Below are 21,103 nucleotides of genomic sequence, written 5' to 3' on the forward strand. Positions count from 1 at the left end.
GCCTGAACCGCTCCCGGCGCTTCAGTCGAACCTGCGCAGTTTCTCATCCGGCACGTTCAACTCAGTGCAGCAGAAACGAAAAAAGCGCCTTAAAGGCGCTTTATTCTGAATGGGTGGGTCGTGCAGGCTAAGCCGCGGCCCGTCCGGGGCCACGCCCTGCGGGTGATGCTGGCGCATCAGCCTGAACCGCTCCCGGCGCTTCAGTCGAACCTGCGCAGTTTCTCATCCGGCACGTTCAACTCAGTGCAGCAGAAACGAAAAAAGCGCCTTAAAGGCGCTTTATTCTGAATGGGTGGGTCGTGCAGGATAAGCCGCGGCCCATCCGGGGCCACGCCCTGCGGGTGATGCTGTCGCATCAGCCTGAACCGCTCCCGGCGCTTCAGTCGAACCTGCGCAGGTTCTCATCCGGCACGTTCAACTCTGTGCAGCAGAAACGAAAAAAGCGCCTTTAAGGCGCTTTATTCTGAATTGGTGGGTCGTGCAGGATTCGAACCTGCGACCAATTGATTAAAAGTCAACTGCTCTACCAACTGAGCTAACGACCCGAAGTGGTGGGTGATGACGGGTTCGAACCGCCGACCCCCTCCTTGTAAGGGAGATGCTCTACCAACTGAGCTAATCACCCACTTCGTACTGCTTAACAGGTGTGTATCACACTAAGATATGGTGGGTGATGACGGGCTCGAACCGCCGACCCCCTCCTTGTAAGGGAGATGCTCTACCAACTGAGCTAATCACCCATATCTTATAACCTGTTCACTGCGGGCCACCGGGTTAGAGTGGTGGGTGATGACGGGTTCGAACCGCCGACCCCCTCCTTGTAAGGGAGATGCTCTACCAACTGAGCTAATCACCCCCGCTGTGTGGAGTCGCATTATAGGGATAGTTGATTTTGAGTCAACGCTTTTTAAAACATAAATGTGCGTTCGGTTTATTTTTAAACATCCTGTGGCGCTTTTAGCCAATGTGCTGGTTTTACTGGCAGAAAAGGCCCTTTTCCTCGGGCGCAGCCAGCGGGCACGCATTGAGGATTCACCACCAGATGCTAGAATGTGGCCACTATTTCGCGTCTAACCTGTTTTTTGTCATCCAGACAGAGAACCCGCGCATCTAAGGCAATACTGAATGAAAATCAAAACTCGCTTCGCGCCCAGTCCTACCGGCTATTTACATGTGGGCGGCGCCCGTACCGCACTCTATTCCTGGCTCTTCGCCCGCCACAATCAGGGCGAGTTCGTGCTGCGTATTGAAGACACCGATCTGGAGCGCTCAACGCCAGAAGCCATCGAAGCTATTATGGATGGCATGAACTGGCTGAGCCTCGACTGGAATGAAGGCCCTTACTACCAGACTAAACGTTTCGATCGCTATAACGCGGTGATTGATGAAATGCTGGCGGCGGGCACAGCCTATAAATGCTACTGCTCGAAAGAACGTCTCGAAGCCCTGCGTGAACAGCAGATGGCGGATGGCGAAAAGCCACGTTACGACGGTCGCTGCCGTGACAGCCACGATCATCACGCAGCGGATGAGCCTTGCGTGGTGCGTTTTCGCAACCCACAGGACGGCTCGGTCATTTTTGATGACCAGATCCGCGGTCCGATCGAATTCAGCAACCAGGAGCTGGATGATTTGATCATCCGCCGCACCGACGGTTCACCGACTTATAACTTCTGCGTAGTGGTTGATGACTGGGATATGGGTATTACGCACGTCATTCGTGGCGAAGACCATATCAACAACACCCCGCGCCAGATCAACATCCTGAAAGCGATTGGCGCACAGGTGCCGGTCTATGCCCATGTGTCGATGATCCTCGGCGATGATGGCAAGAAGCTGTCCAAGCGTCACGGTGCCGTTGGCGTTATGCAGTATCGTGATGATGGTTATCTGCCGGAAGCGCTGCTGAACTACCTGGTTCGCCTCGGCTGGTCACATGGCGATCAGGAGATCTTTAGCGTTGCTGAGATGACTGAGCTGTTTACGCTGGATGCGGTCAGCAAGTCTGCCAGTGCCTTCAATACCGAAAAATTGCAGTGGCTGAATCACCATTATATTAATGCCCTGCCGCCAGAATATGTTGCGACGCATCTGCAATGGCATATTGAAGAGCAAAAAATTGATACCCGTACCGGTCCGGAACTGGCGAAGCTGGTTGGTCTGCTGGGGGAACGGTGTAAGACGCTGAAAGAGATAGCGGCTTCCTGCCGTTATTTCTATGAAGACTTTAATGAGTTTGACGCCGATGCTGCGAAGAAACATCTTCGTCCGGTCGCGCGTCAGCCGCTGGAAGTGGTGCGTGATAAGCTGGCGGCAATCAGCGACTGGACTGCGGAAAACGTTCATCAGGCGATTCAGAGCACCGCAGATGAGCTGGAAGTCGGAATGGGCAAAGTCGGTATGCCGCTGCGTGTGGCGGTGACCGGTGCCGGTCAGTCACCCGGTCTGGACGTGACCGTTGAAGCGATTGGTCGTAGCCGCAGCGTCGCGCGCATCGATCAGGCGCTGGCCTTTATCAGTGAGCGCGAAGCGCAGGCCTAAATAAATCTGCCGGAAGCAGCACGCTTCCGGTTTTTTTACTCTTCATTAATCCCCAGCCGCTGCAATACGCCTTTAATCCCTTCACGTAATATTAATGCCGTGAACTGATCCTGCTCGGCCTGACTCATTTGCTGCACGGAACTAATTAATAACGCAGGCAATGAATGAGGGGCTGTACCGTAGGTCGCTGAGGGTTCATTCAGGTTGCGCGTTGACTGGATGAAATTTTTAACACGCTCATCAATATGGATCAGGCGAGCCTTACCGCCTTGTACACCGGGCTTTGGCGTGGTGGTCCAGTTTTCCCGTTTGATCCACTTGTTCACCGTTTGTCGACTGTAACCCGTTTCTGCTGCCAACTCTTCGGGAGTGAGCCATTCCTTTTTCACAATGCTGTCCCTGTTAAATACATTAGCACTACATATTACAGCAAAACGTAACGGGTGAAAGTAACTGAAGGTGAAATTGCCTTTTGCCACTCGACAAAAGGCAAGAAATCATTTATTGCACGCTGCTGGCAGGTTCAACAGCCGGGCGGAAGGCGAGGAAGTAGGCCAGACCGACGAAAACTGCCCCGCCGACGCCGTTACCTAAAAATACCGCGACAAAGTTAGGGAAGTATTCTGCCCAGCTCATCTGACCGGCGAAGATGGCGGCCGGAATGATAAACATATTGGCCACTACGTGCTGGAAGCCGATAGCGACGAAGGCCATGACCGGGAACCACATGCCGAAAATTTTGCCCACCACATCTTTACTGGCAAACGCCAGCCACACCGCCAGACAGACCAGCCAGTTACAGCCTACGCCGGAAATAAAGGCGTGCAGGAAATCGGCGTGTACTTTCGCTGAGGCGATGGCGACAGTCTTCTTCAGGTAATCTCCTTCGGTCATGCCCAGCATGTGGCCAAAGAACCAGGCCACCGCCACGCTGCCGAGGAAGTTAGCCAGCGTCACCCAAAACCAGTTACGCGCAACGCTGAAAAACGAGATACGACGGGCAAACCACGCCACCGGTAAGGTCATCATATTGCCGGTCAGCAGCTCTCCGCCCGCCAGAACCGTCAGAATTAATCCGACCGGGAAGACCGCCGCGCCCAACAGGCCGCCGAACGAGCCCCAGTCAGCAGGCAGGGAATTGATAACGTGCAGATCCAGCAGGAAGCCGGTGGCAATAAAGGCTCCTGCCATAAACCCGAGGATCAGAAGAATGCTGACCGGCGCACGGCTTTTGGCCACGCCCGCCTGGATCGCCAGTTGGGCGATTTCTTTTGGTGTATGCAGCGACATAGTTTCTCAATATTTTTTTGATTAATGGGACGGTAAACGCCTGGTGGACGCGTGGCTGGCGGGAGAGGGTCCCGCTGACCACTTAATTAGCGCGCTAAGTTTTGCATGCGGAAAAGACGAAGACAAGAAAATTCCTATAACATATTTAACCGTGATTTAACCTGGCCGCAGTCTGAATAACAGAAAAAACCGCTCAGGCTTTTACAGCCGCTTTTCTGGCGTTGCCATGCTGCTGAAACCGCTCAGGTTGCCGCCTTTTTCAGCGATCAGACGCAGAATGTGATTTTGCCGTTGACACCCTGGAGGGGGTTTCATATTATGCCGTCCGTCGCTTAACACGACAGTTTTTCGGTTCGGGGCTATAGCTCAGCTGGGAGAGCGCCTGCATGGCATGCAGGAGGTCAGCGGTTCGATCCCGCTTAGCTCCACCAAACTTCTTCCCAAAAGTTTGGCACTGAAAAACGATTCCAGATGTGGGGGTATAGCTCAGCTGGGAGAGCGCTTGCATGGCATGCAAGAGGTCAGCGGTTCGATCCCGCTTATCTCCACCATTTTCTGACAATTTCTGTCAAACTCGCCTTTCTGATTGTGACTTCTCGCTTAACCGCGCGAATGCGTGATTTGTGCCGTTTATCACCCGATCGGCCTGTATCTGAACCTTCTGTTGTAGACACCTGCTATCACGCTCAGGACGCTGCTGTGCGGCGATACCGCCACTCTTTGTCTGCCAGACGACTATTCTGCCCCGGCACGCTGTTGAGATGATTGCGCTGTGCTTAGCGATCGGTGATGCGCAGCGTCAGCATGTTGCTGAGCCGTGATAACAGGAAGCAGAAGAGGGATGAAGCAGAAAGGGCAAAGAGACAGAAGAGAAGGGCGAGACCTGCTCGCCCTTTTAAATCAGAACGCCAGCACCAGACCGGCAATCGCGGCTGAAAGCACGCTGACCAGGGTTGAGCCGTACAGCAGTTTCAGACCAAAGCGGGAAACGACGTTGCCTTGCTCTTCGTTCAGACCTTTGATAGCGCCTGCCACAATACCGATAGAAGAGAAGTTAGCGAACGAAACCAGGAACACCGACAGGATGCCTTCGGCGTGCGGTGACAGCTGACCGGCGAGTTTCTGCAGATCCATCATCGCAACGAACTCATTCGACACCAGCTTGGTGGCCATAATACTGCCAACCTGTAACGCTTCACCTGCCGGCACGCCCATCACCCAGGCAAACGGATAGAAGACATAACCCAGCACGCCCTGGAAGGTGATACCGAAAATCACGTCAAACAGTGCATTCAGGCCGGAAATCAGCGCGATAAAACCGATCAGCATCGCGGCCACAATGATGGCAACACGGAAACCGGCCAGGATGTACTCGCCCAGCATTTCAAAGAAGCTCTGGCCTTTATGCAGATCCTGCAGTTGCAGATCTTCTTCGCTGTCGACGCGGTAAGGGTTGATCAGTGACAGCACGATAAAGGTGCTGAACATGTTCAGTACCAGCGCCGCGACCACATATTTAGGCTGCAGCATAGTCATGTAAGCGCCGACAATCGACATCGAAACGGTCGACATCGCGGTGGCCGCCATGGTGTACATCCGGCGCTGTGACATCTGGCCGAGGATATCTTTATAGGCAATGAAGTTTTCTGACTGTCCCAGTATCAGAGAACTCACGGCGTTAAACGATTCCAGCTTGCCCATGCCATTCACTTTTGACAGCACGGTGCCGATGCCACGGATAACCCACGGCAGAATGCGGAAGTGCTGCAGGATACCGATCAGCGCAGAGATAAAGACGATCGGGCACAGTACGTTGAGGAAGAAGAAGGCGAGGCCTTTATCATTCATATTGCCGAAGACGAAGTTGGTGCCTTCAGCCGCATATTTCAGCAGATGGTCAAACACGCCGGCAAAGCCTTTGACGAATCCGAGTCCCGCTTCGGAGTTCAGGAAGAACCAGGCGAGCACAATTTCAATCACCAGAAGCTGTATAATGTAGCGAATGCGAATACTTTTTCGGTCGTGACTGACCAGCAAGGCCAACACGCCGACCACCACCAGTGCTAAAAGAAACTGCAAAATATGGGACATGGTTGCTCCAAATTTGAGGAGGGTTGTATTTTGCTGCGTATTCTATGTAACGCGTTACTTAAAAACGAGATCTGAACCACAATATAAGTATTCGCTATCACCTTATTTTCCAGAAAACTCTCAGCGATCACGTCTCGTTTACAAAACGTTCACAGTAGATAACCACAAATTTATTGTCTATATTTTGCACCGGGCGTAGAGTGACATCGTTGCTCACATTTTTAGCACTCACTTCCTTTACTGTAAGATATAGCAATGGCTATACTTTATAGCAGCATCTATTTCACCAATAACAATAACCGAATTTCACTTGCAACCGCTTCCTCCTAAGCTTGCCGGGGTAGGCACATGTTCAGACAGGGTACCGTATATGTTTGAAAGTCGTACCGCCGAGCGCGCCGCTCGCGGAGTAAGAAAAGTCAAACTCGCACTGTTGGGACCCGCGTTTATTGCCGCTATCGGCTATATCGATCCGGGCAACTTTGCGACAAATATTCAGGCGGGCGCGGCGTACGGCTATAAATTGCTGTGGGTGGTGGTGTGGGCCAACATCATGGCGATGCTGATCCAGCTGATGTCGGCCAAACTGGGTATCGCCACCGGCAAAAACCTCGCTGAACATATTCGTGACCGCTTCCCCCGGCCGGCGGTGTGGTTCTATTGGGTGCAGGCGGAAATTATCGCTATGGCCACCGATCTGGCGGAATTTATCGGCGCGGCGCTGGGCTTCAAATTGCTGCTGGGCATCTCGTTGATGCAGGGCGCGGTGCTGACCGGCATCGCTACCTTCCTGATCCTGATGTTACAGAGTCGCGGGCAAAAGCCGCTGGAGCTGGTGATTGGCGGGCTGCTGCTGTTTGTCGCCGCCGCCTATATCGTTGAGCTGTTCTTCTCCCAACCCAAGGTCAGTGAACTGGTGCTCGGCATGGCGCTGCCCTCTTTGCCGACCTCAGATGCGGTGTTCCTCGCCGCCGGGGTGCTGGGCGCGACCATTATGCCGCACGTGATCTATCTGCACTCCGCACTGACGCAGGGCAAAAGCAGCGACAGCAAAGGTCAGCGTTACTCGTCGACCAAACTGGACGTGGCGATTGCAATGACCATTGCCGGATTCGTTAACCTGGCGATGATGGCAACCGCAGCCGCGGCCTTCCACTTTAGTGGACACAGTAAAATTGCCGAACTCGATCAGGCCTACCTGACGCTGCAACCGTTACTGGGCGAAGCCGCTGCCATCGTGTTTGGCCTGAGCCTGGTGGCCGCCGGTTTATCGTCGACGGTGGTCGGTACACTGGCGGGACAGGTGGTGATGCAGGGCTTTATCCGTTTCCATATCCCGCTCTGGGTGCGCCGCACGGTGACCATGCTGCCCTCCTTTATTGTCATCTGGGCAGGCTGGGATCCGACCCGTATTCTGGTGATGAGTCAGGTGCTGCTCAGCTTTGGTATTGCGCTGGCATTAATTCCGCTGCTGGCGTTCACCGGCAACCGTGAACTGATGGGCGATGAGATGGTGAATTCTCGCCTGATGCAGCTGACCGGCTGGGTCATTGTAGCGCTGGTGATTACGCTGAATATCTATCTGCTGGTGGGACAAGCGCTGGGACTATAACGGCGGCAGGCAACGATAAACGCCCGGTTTTGCCGGGCGTTTTGCATTAATGGTGATCGTGTCCATGATGGTCGCGGCCATGGTGATCGTGACGGTCATGATGGTCGCGACGATACTGATGTTCCCAGCGGCGGTCCCGATCACGCTGGTGCCAGCGGCGTTCACGCTCCCACTCCTGATGACGCCGCCACTCTTCATGACGCCACCAGCGGCGCTCATTCCAGGAATAGCGATCGTTCCACCAGCGCGGTTCGCGCCAGTGGCCGCCATCCCAGTAGTAGCCACGACGGTCGCGGTCACCCAGTTGCAAAGTCACGCCGGGAGCCAGCGTTATGGAGGCACTGGACGCGTGTGCGGTGTGTATTGCCAGCGGTGATAACATTGCCAGCAAGGCGGCAAACAAAACGGCTCTTTTCATTTTTTCTCCTCATCAACAGTCTGATGCTGTTGCGGCGCAGCGATTATGCCTGCGTATTGCTGTTGTTACCGCATCATTGTGTCGGAAGATTGTGAGGAAATTGGGGAGAAAAGGGGGATTGAGACTATTCTGGCGCAGAAAATGCCCGGCCTGCGCCGGGCGAAAAAAGTTACTGCAGGGCAGCCTCAATTGCGGCTAACTCTGCCTGATCAAACTGACGGCTGGCGAGCATCGCCACTGCATCATCAATCTGGGCGGTTTTGCTGGCCCCGATCAATACTGAGGTCACCCGATCGTCGCGCAACACCCAGGCCAGCGCCATCTGCGCCAGTTTTTGTCCACGCTGCAGGGCAATCTCATTCAGCTTGCGGACTTTTTCCATCTTCTCGTCGGTCAGCTGATTCTCGCTAAGGAATTTACTGCCGCTTGCTACCCGTGAATCCTCCGGAATGCCTTGCAGATAGCGGTCAGTCAGCACGCCGCCCGCCAGCGGTGAAAAGGCGATACAGCCGACGCCCGCGTCACCCAGCGTCTGAATCAGACCCTGCTCCGGAGTACGTTCGAACATTGAATAGCGCGGCTGGTGGATCAGACACGGCGTGCCGAGATCGCGCAGAATGGCAATCGCCTCGGCTGCGCGATCGGCCGGATAATTCGAAATGGCGGCGTATAACGCTTTACCCTGACGCACCACCTGATCCAGCGCGCGCATAGTCTCTTCCAGCGGCGTCTCCGGATCCGGACGGTGATGATAAAAGATATCGACATACTCCAGCCCCATACGCTTCAGGCTTTGATCGAGACTGGCCACCAGATATTTACGCGATCCCCAGTCACCATACGGACCGTCCCACATGGTGTAGCCCGCTTTGGTCGAGATAATCAGTTCATCGCGATGAGCACGAAAATCTTCGCGCAGAATACGGCCAAAGTTTTCTTCTGCCGAGCCCGGCGGCGGACCGTAGTTATTGGCTAAGTCGAAGTGGGTTATGCCGTGGTCAAACGCATGACGCAGCAGGGCGCGGCTGTTATCCACCCGGGTGTTGTCACCAAAGTTATGCCACAGGCCAAGTGAGATTGCGGGAAGTTTAATGCCACTGCGGCCGCTACGGCGGTATTCCATCTGCTGATATCGATCGGGACGGGGGAAAGACGACATTCAACGCTCCTGGGTCAAAAACGGGGATTTGTGCCAAAAGGATAGCAGTGTATACGGTTACACTCAGTGACAACGCGCCGCAGATCGCATATTTACAGAGTAATCCGCCGCCGTAACGGCGGCTTGCCAGCCATTGTGGCTGGCACCTGCGACTCTTTTCTCGCCAATTTTGCAGGCTGTCAGATACTTAAGCCGACTCTCCTATAAAAGGAATCTGCTATGTCCGCTTTTACTGTTGGTGACTACCTGTTGGCACGTCTGCAGGAGATTGGCGTGCAGCATCTGTTCGGTGTGCCGGGTGACTACAATCTGCAATTTCTGGATCGGGTTATCGACCATCCGGTAATCCATTGGGTCGGCTGTGCTAACGAGCTGAATGCCGCCTACGCCGCAGACGGTTATGCCCGCTGCCGCGGGGCAGCGGCGCTGCTGACGACGTTTGGCGTGGGCGAACTGAGTGCCATCAACGGCATTGCCGGCAGTTATGCCGAACATCTGCCGGTGATCCACATTGTCGGCGCACCCGCGACCCAGGCCCAGCAGCAGGGTGACTGCGTGCATCATTCACTGGGTGATGGTGATTTTCGTCATTTCATCCGCATGGCCGAAGAGGTGAGTGCCGCAACCGCGCTGTTAACCGCGGAAAATGCCAGCGCGGAGATCGACCGGGTGATTGTCAGCGCGCTACAGATGCGCCAGCCCGGCTATCTGTCGCTGGCGGTGGACGTAGCCGCCTGTGACGCTGAGCCACCAACACAGCCCTTAAACCTGATCCACGCTTCATCACACCAGGTGCGCGAAGCCTTCAGGCAGGCCGCCGAACGGTTGCTGGCACCGGCAGCGCGGGTTTCGTTACTGGCGGACTTTCTGGCATTGCGCTGGCAGCAGCAACCGGCACTGGCCGCGCTGCGCCAGCATCGTGCAATCCCCTGCGCCAGTTTACTGATGGGCAAAGGGGTGCTGGATGAACAGCAACCGGGATTTGCCGGCACCTACGCGGGCGAGGGCAGCGCCGGCCAGGTCCGTGAGCAGATCGAACAGGTCGATGTCACCCTCTGCGTGGGCGTACGCTTTACCGACACCATTACCGCCGGCTTTACCCAGCAGTTTGCTGCTGAACGTCTGATTGATCTGCAGTCACACTGCGCCACTGTGGCCGGGGAAACGTTTTCACCGCTATCGATGACTGACGCGCTCAGCGAACTTGATGGATTATTTGCCCGCTATGGTCAGCAATGGCAGCTCGGGCCGCAAGCGACCGCCGCCGCGCCGGTTGAGGCAGCGGCGACCATCAGCCAGCAGGCTTTCTGGCAGGCGATGCAGGAATTTCTGCAGCCAGGCGATATTATTCTGGCTGAGCAGGGCACCGCGGCCTTTGGTGCAGCAGCATTGCGCTTGCCGACACAGGCGCAGCTACTGGTTCAGCCATTATGGGGATCGATCGGCTATACTCTACCGGCAGCGTTTGGCGCGCAGACCGCCGATCCCGCTCGCCGGGTGATCCTGATTATTGGCGACGGTTCGGCACAGCTAACCATCCAGGAGCTGGGGTCAATGTTGCGCGACCAGCAGCAGCCAATCATCTTTCTGCTGAATAATGAAGGATATACGGTTGAGCGGGCCATTCACGGCGCAACACAACGTTACAATGATATCGCCCAGTGGAACTGGACGGCGTTGCCGCAAGCCCTTAGCCTGCATGGCCAGGCACAGAGCTGGCGCATCAGTGAAACGGTCCAGTTACAGGAAGTGATGGCGCGACTTTCTCAACCTCAACGTCTGACGCTGGTTGAGGTGGTGATGCAGAAAGAGGACTTGCCTCCGCTGCTGCGAAAAGTCACTGCCTGCCTGAATCAACGCAACGGTGGATAGATTCAGATAGTTGCCGCTGTGCAGGTCAGGCTATCGCGGTTAGGCTGTAGCGCACCTGAGTAGACGCTCACCAATCGCACCGGTGAGCGTTGTTGTTTTATGGGCAGGATTTTATAGTGTCCTCCAACTCTTTAAGACCCCAAGCGGAGCAACAGAAGAATGACAACCTATGCCTTGGTCGGCGATGTCGGCGGCACCAACGCCCGTCTCGCCCTGTGTGAGGTGGAAAGCGGCAGCATCTCCCAGGCCAAAACATTCTCAACATCAGAGTACGACAGCCTCGAAGCCGTCATCCGCCATTATCTTGATGAACAACAGCAGGATATTAAAGATGGCTGTATTGCCATCGCCTGCCCGATTACCGATGACTGGGTTGAAATGACCAACCACGATTGGGCGTTTTCGACGCGCAAGCTGAAAGAGAACATCGGTTTTGAACACCTGGAAATCATTAACGACTTCACCGCGGTTTCGATGGCGATCCCGATGCTGACTGCCGATAACGTTATTCAGTTCGGCGGCGGCGAGCCGGTTAAAGATAAACCTATCGCTATTTACGGCGCCGGTACCGGGCTGGGCGTCAGCCATCTGGTTCACGTCGATAAGCGCTGGGTGAGCCTGCCGGGCGAGGGCGGTCACGTCGACTTCGCCGCCAACAGCGAAGAAGAAGATCAGATTCTGGAAGTGCTGCGCGAAGAGCTGGGCCACGTCTCCGCAGAACGCGTGCTCTCCGGTGCCGGGCTGGTTAACCTCTATCGCGCCATCGTTAAAGTGGATAATCGCGTGCCGGAAAACCTGAAGCCGAAAGATGTCAGTGAACGGGCGCTGGATGACAGCTGCACCGATTGCCGTCGCGCACTTTCGCTGTTCTGCGTCATCATGGGACGCTTCGGCGGCAACCTGGCGCTGAACCTCGGCACCTTTGGTGGCGTTTATATTGCGGGTGGCATCGTGCCACGCTTCCTGGAATTCTTTAAAGCCTCGGGTTTCCGTGCTGCGTTTGAAGATAAAGGCCGTTTCCGCGATTACGTTGCCAGCATCCCGGTTTATATGATCACCCACGATCAGCCTGGCCTGCTGGGTGCCGGTGCGCATCTGCGTCAGACGCTGGGCCGCGAAATCTGATTTGCACCTCATCCGCTATACCGCTTCCCGACCAGGCTGCCGATCAGGCAGATCGGTCGGGAAGTGGGTTTCTGCCATCCCCTGTCGGTAATTACAAACGCATCAGCTGACGAAACAGCTTCACTTTGCTGCGGCTGACCGGCACCTGAAAGTCCAGATCGCGCAGTTTCAGCAGGTAGGTGTTGTTGAACCACGGTTCGATTTCGCGAATCTTATTCAGATTAACGCAGTAAGAGCGATGGCAGCGGAAGAACAGCTGTTCCGGCAGGCGTGAACAGAACTCGCTGATATTCATCGACATCACATAGGCTTCGCGTCGGGTATAGACAAACGTCAGCTTCTCGTGGGCCTCCACGTAGTAAATATCATTCACGTCGGTGACGATGATGCGTTCATCTTTCAGCAAATTTACCGTCTGCGGTGCTGCTGCAACGGCAGGATTGCTGATGGCCTGCTGGCTCTGGGCGGTGGCTTCAAGCTTGTTGAGCATGGTAACAATGCGTGACTCGTGGTAAGGCTTGAGAATATAGTCGAACGCCTCCAGTTCAAACGCCTCGACCGCATGCTCTTTCCACGCGGTAATGAACACAATCAACGGTTTGTGGGCAAACTGATTAATATTCTGTGCCAGCAGCATGCCATCCAGCGAGGGAATATTGATGTCGAGGAAAATCACGTCGACCCGATGCTGCTGCAGATATTTCAGCACGTCGAGACCGTCATCAAAGCAGGCTTCAATCTGGATAGTGCTGTGCTGCTGAATCATCCAGCTCAGCTCCTGCTGGGCTAAAAACTCGTCTTCGACAATAATCGCTTTCATAACAGATTCTCCGCCAGTCGCTGGCCGTTTTTACTCAGCATGAACGCAATCTCGGTGCCGGGTTGATGGCGTACGATAGACAATCCCTGGCCCGATAACAGTTTGACCCGATGATGCACATTCAGCAGGCCGATCTTATTGCCGGGCATCTCGTTGCGGGCAACGCGCGCCATCACCTCATCGCTGATCCCCTGGCCGGTATCGCGCACCGCGATCCGCACCCGATCGCCCAGATCCCGCACGCTTAACGTCACCACGCCTTTGCCCTTACAGGGCTGGATACCGTGCACAATGGCGTTCTCCACCAGCGGCTGAATCAGCAGGCTGGGCAGTAAAAAGTGCAGATCTTCATCGACGTCATAAATCATCGTCAGCTTATCGCCAAAACGCGCCTGCTCAATGGCGATGTAATCTTTCACCTGCCACAGCTCTTTGCGGATGTCGATCAGCTCATCATCATTCAGCTCCAGGTTGTAGCGCAGATAACGCGACAGATTGATCACCAGCTGGCGGGCGGTATCGGGATTGAGGCGGATGGAGGAGGAGATCGCATTCAGCGCATTAAACAGGAAATGAGGATTTATTTTACTTTGCAGCGCGCGCAGTTCCGCTTTATTGGCCATCTCGCGCAGTTGCTCGGCGCGGGAGACTTCAAGCTGGGTGGAGATAATTTGTGACAGCCCAATCGCCATCTCTTTTAGCGAACCGGTTATGCGGTGCGCCCGGCGGTAGTAGATCTTCAGCGTGCCGGTTACCTGGCCTTTTTCCCACAGCGGAATGACGATCATCGAGTGAATATCTTTGGTCCGGTGCGCTTCATCATTGTTTCTGATGATGATTTTACCGCTGGCCAGTGCCTGGGCGGTGGTCGGGCTGATGTCATCATCGCCATGCTGATAGTTCTGTTCGCCATAACCCACGTAGGCGAGGATCTGTTTTTTATTGGTCATCGCCACCGCGTCGGCTTTGATTTCGCGCCGGATAATGTCACAGATATTGCGCAGTGAATCGCTGTTGACCTGACGGAACAGCGGCAGGGTTTTATTGGCAATTTCCAGCGCCAGCTTGGCCTGACGGGCAGCAATCGCCTCTTTTTCGCCTTCTACGCTCTGCACCAGCAGCACAATCAGGCCGATGCTGGAGGCACCGAGGATCATCGGCAGCGCAATTTCCGATACGATTGCCAGCCCGAGTGAGGTCGGGCGCGCCCAGAGGACAATCAGCAGCATGGTCAGGCTTTCACACAGCATGCCGGCGATGATGCCCACCCGCCAGCGATGCTCTTTCAGCACCCGCCGGTTAATGCCGCCCGCCACAAGACCGGCAATGATGCTGGTGATCAGACACGGCACCGAGGTGACGCCGTGAATATCAATCAAAAAGCGGTGGAGACCGGCAATCACGCCGGTGGCGATACCGACCCACGGCCCGAACAGAATGCCGCCCGCCATAACTGCAATCACCCGTACATTCAGCAAAGAACCATCAACCTCCACGCCGGACCAGGTGCTGAACAGGGCAAACAGTGAAAAGATGGCGGTTACGACCGCTTTCTCATAGAGGGTGTGTTCATCTTTTTGCAGCAGCTGGCGAAACAGACGGGTACGCGTCAGGAAAAAAAGACAGATCAGCATCAATGCGGCGCGATCAAACACTGCCAGTAACATCGTGAAGTGGGAGGACACAGGCGACTCATCGGCAAAGGAATGTGGGCCTATGATAAAAAATGTGATCGCGATCCGCTAGCATCCTGGCGATCCGCCATGCCGGTTTATGTTTCAGATCAATGATGGTGATCAAATAAAGAAAAGGGGAAAGCCTGAGTGCTATAAAGGGGAACATTTTCCAGGCTGCCGGGACTGGTCGCCAGCGGGGCAGTTTGCTATGTTGCGCAATAAGTGAGCCAGAGACTGTCGTTAAACCACGCTCATCAGGAGCAGAGCATGCAATTCGTCACCGCCAGATTAGCCCTGAGTAAACTCCAGCCAGAGGACTGGCAACTGTTCCGCGCTGTGCATCGGGACCGCGACACCATGACCTGGGTGAGCGAAATTCCTGATGAGGCGGATATTCGCCAGCGCTTTAATGAGCGACTGGCCCCCTGGCAGGCCAGCAGTTTTCATATGCTCTGCCTGGTGGCGCGCCGGCTCGATACTGGCGAACCGATTGGCCTGTTTGGGTGCAGCCCGGAATGGGAGCCTTACCGCCAGGCGGAAGTGGGCTACATGCTGCTGCATCGCCACTGTGGTCAGGGATTTGGCAGCGAAGCGCTGGCGGCGCTGTGCCAGTTTTTATTTGAGGCCGACTTTCATAAGCTCAAAGCCATGGTGATTGAAGGCAACTGGGCATCGCGGCGCATTCTGGAAAAAAATGGCTTTCAGCTCGAAGGGACGCTACGGGATAATTATCTGCTGAACGGTCGCTGGGTAAACGATTGGCTGCTGGGACGGCTGAATCCGCAAAAATAAAAATATTTTCCGCCACCCTCGACAAAGTTGTTATCGCCACGTTATGTTCTTGAGAGGTCACCGCAGTGACCAGCGTCGCTCGGACGGTCCGGGCGCTCACGTACTCCAGAGGACATCATGGCTGATAACAGCACACCCCGTCGTTTTTCGCGTATCGAACGTCTGCCCCCTTACGTTTTCAACATCACCGCTGAACTGAAAATGGCTGCGCGTCGGCGCGGCGAAGATATTATCGACTTTTCTATGGGCAACCCGGATGGGGCAACGCCGCCGCATATCGTTGAAAAGTTGTGTCAGGTCGCTCAGCGTGACGATACCCACGGTTACTCTACTTCGCGCGGCATTCCTCGCCTGCGTCGGGCAATTTCACGCTGGTACGCCGATCGTTATCAGGTGGAAATTGACCCGGAGTCAGAAGCGATTGTTACCATCGGCTCGAAAGAGGGCCTGGCGCACCTGATGCTGGCGACGCTGGATCATGGCGATACCGTGCTGGTGCCGAACCCAAGCTATCCGATTCATATCTACGGCGCAGTGATTGCCGGGGCTCAGGTCCGTTCGGTGCCGCTGGTGGCGGGAGTCGACTTTTTCAATGAGCTGGAACGCGCCATCCGCGAAAGTTATCCCAAGCCGAAAATGATGATCCTCGGCTTCCCGTCTAATCCGACCGCGCAGTGCGTGGAACTGGACTTCTTCGAACGGGTGATTGCGCTGGCGAAGCAGTACAACGTACTGGTGATCCACGATCTGGCCTATGCCGACATCGTTTATGACGGCTGGAAAGCCCCGTCGATTATGCAGGTGCCGGGCGCGCGTGACGTTGCCGTCGAATTCTTTACCCTGTCAAAAAGCTACAACATGGCGGGCTGGCGCATCGGCTTTATGGTCGGTAACAAAGAGCTGGTTGCTGCGCTGGCACGTATCAAAAGTTACCACGACTACGGCACCTTCACGCCGCTGCAGGTGGCGGCTATCGCGGCGCTGGAAGGCGATCAGCAATGCGTGCGCGATATCGCTGAGCAGTATAAACGCCGCCGTGATGTGCTGGTCAAAGGACTGCATGAAGCGGGCTGGATGGTCGACAATCCTAAAGCCTCAATGTACGTCTGGGCGAAAATTCCCGACCATTATGCCCATATGGGATCGCTGGAGTTTGCCAAACATATGCTGCAGGAGGCCAAGGTGTGCGTCTCGCCAGGCATCGGCTTCGGTGATTACGGTGATACGCATGTGCGGTTTGCACTGATTGAAAACAGTGACCGGATTCGTCAGGCAGTGCGGGGGATTAAAGCGATGTTCCGTGCCGATGGCGTGTTGCCGGGCAGCGTAAAAAGTCTGGAAGAAGAGATCTGACAGCCAACTGGGGCGACAAGCTTGTCGCCCCCTGGCGGCACTGTCACGCCATTACTTCAGCAGCAGAACGAAGGTTCCGAACCAAAGTAACGCGAAAAAAGATATTCCCATCAAGGCATATTTCACAAAGCAACTCCTCTGAGCGGTTACGATGATGGCGATCCCAGGCCAGTGCAACGCGAACAGATTTGGAAAAAAGAACGCCGCCTGGATTAACGGTCTGCTCTTTTCCGGGTCGAACTGAATAATTCAGAACAGGATCGAGCGCTAATTTACGCGGAATCCTGCCTAAATGAAATAGGTCCGTTCTGAGATATTGCTCACAAATTTACGGCACTTCAATTTCCGGGATCGCCGACATGCCTACACGTAATTGCGCCAGATGCGGTTGGTTACTCTCCAGCACAATTTTCACCGGCAGACGCTGAACGACTTTAGTGTAGTTGCCTGTGGCATTATCGGGGGAGATAGCCGAAAAAGTAGCGCCGGTGGCGGGCGCAATGCTGTCCACGTGACCGGTAAAGGTCTCGCCCGGTAAGGCGTCGATGTGGATACGCACCCGCTGTCCCGGCCGCACGTCGCTCAGCTGAGTCTCAAGATAATTGGCGGTGATGTAGGTCTGCTGCAGCGGGACTACCGCCAGCAGACGGGTGCCGGCCGAGACGTAGGCACCGGTGCGTACCGAGCGCTGTCCGATCATGCCGGCCACGGGTGCGACGATCCGGGTATAGGAAAGATTCAGCCCGGCCTGATCGACACTGGCTTTCGCCGCAGCCACATCAGCCTCTGCGGAGCGGACCGCCGCCTGCAATACGCCAACCTGTTTCACTGCCGATGCCAGCGCCGCCTGATTCTGGCGTACTGCCGCCAGCGCCGAACGCTGGGTTGAGCTGGCTTTCTGCTGATCGTCAGCAGCAACGGTGCCGCTCTTATACAGTCGGTTATAGCGATCGGCGCTCTGGCCGGCGTACTGCGCTGAGGCCTGGCTGGCGGCCACGCTGGCTTTCTGCTGCTCAATCACCGACTGCTGCTGTTCCAGCTGCGCCTGACTGCTCAGCAGTTTTGCCTCGCTAACCTGCAGGTCGGCTCTGGCGCTCTCCAGCGCCACGCGATAGTCCCGATCGTCGAGCGTGGCCAGCAGTTCTCCGGCCTTAACCTGCTGATTGTCCTGCACCAGCACGGTGTTGATGTAGCCCGACACTTTCGGTGCCACCAGGGTGTAATCGGCATTGACGTAAGCATCGTCGGTGCGGTGATCGTTACGGGTCATCATCGAGCCGATCACCCACGCTATCGCCAGTAAAACCAACAGCAGCAGACTCAGCAACACTGTTTTTCTCATTATTAAAGTACGCATATTCAGTTATTCCGGGATAGGGGTTGAATCAGGGTTTGAGGCGGCCAGACGCGTTTAGGCAGGATGGCGGTCAGTAATAACAGGCAGCCAGCAAAGCCAATCAGCATCAGCCAGCTGTCGCTCAGGCTCAGTACCGTCGCCTGATGTTTCACCAGCGTGGCGAAACCGCTGATATTTTCACTGGCGCTGATGCTGCCGTCCGGCAGTAACGGCTGACTGCTACTGGCCTGACTGCTGCTGGATGCGGTCATCAGCCACGGACGACTGGCTGCCTGGTTAATTAAAATATTGGAGTGAAACTGCTCGCGGTGGCTGAGGAACACTTCAACCAGCGTCGAGGCGGCGATGCTGGAAAAACCGCGCACCGTGTTAAACATCGCTGAGGCGAACGGGCCTTCTGGCGGCGCGACAACGCTGGTGGCACTCATCAGAATCGGCACAATCACCATCGGTTGACCGAATGCCTGTAAAACTTGCAGCAGCCAGAAGTTTTGTCGCGCCCAGTCACTGGTGACCTGCATACCCAGCAAGCAGGACGTCACCAGCAGGCCCACTCCCGCTGCCAGCATCCAGCGGCAGTCGATCCAGCGGATATTCAGCAACGCCGCTACCAGTGGCGCTATAAGCAGTTGCGGCAGGCCAACCGTCAGCGCCAGCGGAGCAAACTGCAGGGTACGAAAGCCCTCAACCTGGGCAAAGTAGGCGGAAGGCAGCGCCGAGCCTGACAGCGAAAGGGTCAGTATGCAGGCCAGCGCCAGCAGGCCATGCGCCAGGTTATGACGTTTCAGCATCTGCAACTTAAACAGCGGCAGCGGGTGAAACCACTCGTTAATCAGAAATACCAGCAGCAGCGGCAGTGCGGTCAGCAGCATCCCGACGATCAGCGGGGAGTTGAGCCAGTCGAGGCGTTCGCCCTGGGTCAGCACCAGCACCAGCAGGGCGATAGCACTGCAGCCGGTGGCCATGCCAAACAGATCGATCTGCTGGAAACGTTCGGGACGCAGCGGGTCCTGCGGCAGACCCCAGCCAATCAGCAGCATGGCGATCAGCATGCCCGGCACCACCTGCCAGAACACCATCATCCAGCTGACGTGATCGGTCCATAATGATGCCAGGGACGCCGCCATGTTCGGGCCAAAGGTAGCGGTCAGTGCATATCCGGCCAGGCCAAACAGTTTAATCGGCGGCGGTAAAAAGCGCAGAGCAACGGTCATCAGCATCGGCGGCAGCGCGCCGCCAAACAGTCCCTGCAGCACCCGCAGGCCAATAAACAGCGTCGGATCTGGCACCAGCGGCAGCAGGATCCCGGTCAGCATAAAGCCCGCCGACACGCCGAGCGCAAAGCGCCGCAGCGATAACGTGACGGCGAACCATGGCGCGATCATCATCGCCGCTACTTCTGCCGCCTGATAGGCGGAAATAATCCAGCTACCCTGATCGTAACTGATACCGATCGCAGCACGGATATCGGCCAGAGCGATATCGCTGACGCGATCGTTCAGCCCTGATGTCAGGGCGGCGATCAACACGCCGACTAACCCCAGCGCCAGGCGCAGCGTAAATGGGTGAGGGGCCGGCACGGTGGCTGGCTTAGCATTCATAGCAGGTGATCTCGTTATTTTGATGCAGTGTATTGCAATGTGATACAGGTCGTCATATTACATCCCGGTATGGTGTATTGCAATGTGGTACAGGCTGTAAAAAGTGCGCCGATCGCGCTACAGTAGGGCAGCTTAAAAAGGACGACGCTATGGCACATCAACCCTCCAGCCGTGAGGATGAAAAAACGGGCGGTATCCAGGTTATCGCACGTGCGGCAAAAATTCTGAATGCGCTGGGCGAACAGCCGGGCGGCATGAGCCTGGGTGAGATCGCGCAGGCAGTCGATCTGCCTCGCTCCACCGTACAGCGGATTGTCGCCGCACTCGACAGTGCAGAACTGGTGCGCAGCAGCGGTGCCGGTGGCCTGCGGCTTGGCCCGGCGTTGCTGAAGCTGATCTCCAGCGTGCACACCGACGTGGTCGATCTGGTCCGGCCGCTGCTGGAGAAACTCTCTGCCGATACCAATGAAACCGTCTCGCTGGCGCGCGCCAGCGGTACTCAGCTGGCTATTGTTCACTGTGTGATCGCCTCGCGTGAGCTGCGCGTGGTGCCGCACATGGGACTCAACCTGCCGCTCTACAGCACCTCCGGCGGACGAGCGCTGCTGGCGTTAGAGTGCGATAAAGACGTTCGGGTGATTGTCGGCGAAGCCTGGCGGGAGTTAACCGAGATGACGGTCAAAACCCTGCCGCAGCTGCTGCAACTGATCAATGAAGTGCGCGAAACCGGCATTGCCGTCGATCGCGGTGAAACGCTGGAAGGCATCTCGACCATGGCGTTTGCCCTCGATACGCTGTTTGGCCGCTTCTCTGTCTCTTTGCTGGTGCCCTCTGCACGCTTCCACCGACACGAAGATCGTTTTCGTGATGAAATGCTGAAGTGTAAAGACGCGCTGGTGCGTGAAATTGGCAAAATCGCCGCTGTAGAAGGATAAGCACTCGATGAAAACCCTGTTGATGGCCATTGATCATTCGCCGGTAACCGAAAAAGTGGTTGCGCTGACCATTGAAGAGGCGCTGGCACACCACGCAGAAGTGGTGGTGCTGTGCTGCGTCGATCCGGCGTACTCTTCCTGCAATCAACCGATGGAAATTGATGCCGGTGAAGATCCGGCCGATTTTGTCGCGGCGCAGGATGAGCAGAACACGGCGGAACTGGTGGTGCGCCATGCTCTGGCACCGCTGCTGCGGGCCGGCATTAATGCGCGCGGTATGATTCTGGCCGGTGAAGCAGCCGACACGATTATTGCGCAATCACTCCAGCTCAAGGCCAGCATGATTATCATGGGACGCCGCCATCTCTCTTCTTTTAACCGACTGTTAAAAGGCTCGGTCAGCGCGGCGGTGATTGAGCGTGCTCACTGTCCGGTGCTGATTGATGTGCGTAAGGATTAAT

The 21,103-nt window shown here is 55.8% G+C and carries 18 protein-coding genes and 6 tRNA genes; 10 read left to right on the forward strand and 14 right to left on the reverse strand.

The features are described 5' to 3' along the window. Nucleotides 1-469: 469 nt before the first annotated feature. From AABB92_RS01115 to AABB92_RS01130, 4 genes are all read right to left on the reverse strand, one after another. Nucleotides 470-545 (reverse strand) — tRNA-Lys (locus AABB92_RS01115). A 4-nt stretch (nucleotides 546-549) separates the two neighbouring features. After that, nucleotides 550-625, reverse strand: a tRNA-Val gene (locus tag AABB92_RS01120). Between the two features lie 39 nt (nucleotides 626-664). Then, nucleotides 665-740, reverse strand: a tRNA-Val gene (locus tag AABB92_RS01125). A gap of 40 nt (nucleotides 741-780) precedes the next feature. Beyond that, a tRNA-Val gene (locus AABB92_RS01130) sits at nucleotides 781-856 on the reverse strand. Nucleotides 857-1,125: 269 nt separating this feature from the next. Between AABB92_RS01130 and gltX the strand changes: the two genes are divergently transcribed. After that, a complete protein-coding gene (gene gltX, locus AABB92_RS01135; protein WP_031375867.1) occupies nucleotides 1,126-2,541 on the forward strand; it encodes a glutamate--tRNA ligase in 1,416 nt (471 codons plus the stop codon). A gap of 35 nt (nucleotides 2,542-2,576) precedes the next feature. On the opposite strand, the gene AABB92_RS01140 is transcribed toward gltX, so the two are convergent. Continuing rightward, nucleotides 2,577-2,930, reverse strand: a complete 354-nt coding sequence (locus AABB92_RS01140; protein ID WP_031375868.1) for a YfeC-like transcriptional regulator — start codon at nucleotides 2,928-2,930, stop codon at nucleotides 2,577-2,579. A gap of 112 nt (nucleotides 2,931-3,042) precedes the next feature. Then, nucleotides 3,043-3,831, reverse strand: a complete 789-nt coding sequence (locus AABB92_RS01145) for a formate/nitrite transporter family protein (protein WP_031375869.1) — start codon at nucleotides 3,829-3,831, stop codon at nucleotides 3,043-3,045. 355 nt (nucleotides 3,832-4,186) lie between these two features. Here AABB92_RS01145 and AABB92_RS01150 point away from each other — a divergent pair. Then, nucleotides 4,187-4,262 (forward strand) — tRNA-Ala (locus AABB92_RS01150). Between the two features lie 44 nt (nucleotides 4,263-4,306). Beyond that, nucleotides 4,307-4,382 (forward strand) — tRNA-Ala (locus AABB92_RS01155). Between the two features lie 349 nt (nucleotides 4,383-4,731). Here the strand turns inward: AABB92_RS01155 and AABB92_RS01160 are convergent. Continuing rightward, nucleotides 4,732-5,922, reverse strand: coding sequence for a NupC/NupG family nucleoside CNT transporter (locus AABB92_RS01160; RefSeq protein WP_031375870.1), 1,191 nt, complete (start codon nucleotides 5,920-5,922; stop codon nucleotides 4,732-4,734). Between the two features lie 370 nt (nucleotides 5,923-6,292). On the opposite strand from AABB92_RS01160, the gene AABB92_RS01165 reads away from it, so the two are divergent. After that, complete coding sequence (locus AABB92_RS01165; RefSeq protein WP_031375871.1) at nucleotides 6,293-7,534, forward strand: Nramp family divalent metal transporter; 1,242 nt, start codon at nucleotides 6,293-6,295, stop codon at nucleotides 7,532-7,534. A gap of 46 nt (nucleotides 7,535-7,580) precedes the next feature. Here the strand turns inward: AABB92_RS01165 and AABB92_RS01170 are convergent, their stop codons facing one another. Beyond that, nucleotides 7,581-7,952, reverse strand: a complete 372-nt coding sequence (locus AABB92_RS01170; RefSeq protein ID WP_031375872.1) for a DUF2502 domain-containing protein — start codon at nucleotides 7,950-7,952, stop codon at nucleotides 7,581-7,583. Nucleotides 7,953-8,121: 169 nt separating this feature from the next. Next, nucleotides 8,122-9,111, reverse strand: a complete 990-nt coding sequence (mgrA, locus tag AABB92_RS01175; protein WP_031375873.1) for an L-glyceraldehyde 3-phosphate reductase — start codon at nucleotides 9,109-9,111, stop codon at nucleotides 8,122-8,124. A gap of 219 nt (nucleotides 9,112-9,330) precedes the next feature. On the opposite strand from mgrA, the gene ipdC reads away from it, so the two are divergent. Both ipdC and glk read left to right on the forward strand, forming a co-directional pair. Next, the gene (ipdC, locus tag AABB92_RS01180) at nucleotides 9,331-10,983 is read left to right on the forward strand and encodes an indolepyruvate decarboxylase (RefSeq protein ID WP_031375874.1); all 1,653 of its coding nucleotides are present in this window, start codon (nucleotides 9,331-9,333) and stop codon (nucleotides 10,981-10,983) included. Nucleotides 10,984-11,142: 159 nt separating this feature from the next. Then, entirely contained in the window at nucleotides 11,143-12,108 is a 966-nt protein-coding gene (glk, locus tag AABB92_RS01185; protein ID WP_031375875.1) for a glucokinase, read from the forward strand. Between the two features lie 91 nt (nucleotides 12,109-12,199). Here the strand turns inward: glk and AABB92_RS01190 are convergent, their stop codons facing one another. Both AABB92_RS01190 and AABB92_RS01195 read right to left on the reverse strand, forming a co-directional pair. Next, nucleotides 12,200-12,928, reverse strand: coding sequence for a LytR/AlgR family response regulator transcription factor (locus AABB92_RS01190; RefSeq protein WP_031375876.1), 729 nt, complete (start codon nucleotides 12,926-12,928; stop codon nucleotides 12,200-12,202). Further along, complete coding sequence (locus AABB92_RS01195; RefSeq protein WP_031375877.1) at nucleotides 12,925-14,595, reverse strand: sensor histidine kinase; 1,671 nt, start codon at nucleotides 14,593-14,595, stop codon at nucleotides 12,925-12,927. The genes AABB92_RS01190 and AABB92_RS01195 overlap by 4 nt, the downstream gene beginning before the upstream one ends. 276 nt (nucleotides 14,596-14,871) lie before the next feature. On the opposite strand from AABB92_RS01195, the gene AABB92_RS01200 reads away from it, so the two are divergent. Continuing rightward, nucleotides 14,872-15,396: a GNAT family N-acetyltransferase gene (locus AABB92_RS01200; RefSeq protein ID WP_031375878.1), complete on the forward strand. Its 525-nt coding sequence runs from the start codon at nucleotides 14,872-14,874 to the stop codon at nucleotides 15,394-15,396. A 117-nt stretch (nucleotides 15,397-15,513) separates the two neighbouring features. Then, nucleotides 15,514-16,749 (forward strand): alanine transaminase, encoded by a 1,236-nt coding sequence (alaC, locus tag AABB92_RS01205; protein ID WP_031375879.1) that lies wholly within the window; start codon nucleotides 15,514-15,516, stop codon nucleotides 16,747-16,749. A gap of 51 nt (nucleotides 16,750-16,800) precedes the next feature. On the opposite strand, the gene ypdK is transcribed toward alaC, so the two are convergent. The 3 genes from ypdK to AABB92_RS01220 all read right to left on the reverse strand — a co-directional run bounded on the left by ypdK (nucleotide 16,801) and on the right by AABB92_RS01220 (nucleotide 19,707). Continuing rightward, nucleotides 16,801-16,875: a membrane protein YpdK gene (gene ypdK / locus AABB92_RS01210; RefSeq protein ID WP_099257831.1), complete on the reverse strand. Its 75-nt coding sequence runs from the start codon at nucleotides 16,873-16,875 to the stop codon at nucleotides 16,801-16,803. Between the two features lie 202 nt (nucleotides 16,876-17,077). Then, on the reverse strand, nucleotides 17,078-18,106 hold the full coding sequence (locus AABB92_RS01215; RefSeq protein ID WP_031375880.1) for an HlyD family secretion protein: 1,029 nt from the start codon (nucleotides 18,104-18,106) through the stop codon (nucleotides 17,078-17,080). A 2-nt stretch (nucleotides 18,107-18,108) separates the two neighbouring features. Beyond that, on the reverse strand, nucleotides 18,109-19,707 hold the full coding sequence (locus AABB92_RS01220; protein WP_031375881.1) for an MFS transporter: 1,599 nt from the start codon (nucleotides 19,705-19,707) through the stop codon (nucleotides 18,109-18,111). 149 nt (nucleotides 19,708-19,856) lie between these two features. Between AABB92_RS01220 and AABB92_RS01225 the strand changes: the two genes are divergently transcribed. Both AABB92_RS01225 and AABB92_RS01230 read left to right on the forward strand, forming a co-directional pair. After that, on the forward strand, nucleotides 19,857-20,642 hold the full coding sequence (locus AABB92_RS01225) for an IclR family transcriptional regulator (protein WP_031375882.1): 786 nt from the start codon (nucleotides 19,857-19,859) through the stop codon (nucleotides 20,640-20,642). A 7-nt stretch (nucleotides 20,643-20,649) separates the two neighbouring features. Then, complete coding sequence (locus AABB92_RS01230; RefSeq protein ID WP_031375883.1) at nucleotides 20,650-21,102, forward strand: universal stress protein; 453 nt, start codon at nucleotides 20,650-20,652, stop codon at nucleotides 21,100-21,102. Nucleotide 21,103: the final 1 nt, after the last annotated feature.

Source organism: Pantoea brenneri (assembly GCF_038594305.1).
In the GTDB taxonomy this organism is placed as follows: domain Bacteria; phylum Pseudomonadota; class Gammaproteobacteria; order Enterobacterales; family Enterobacteriaceae; genus Pantoea; species Pantoea brenneri.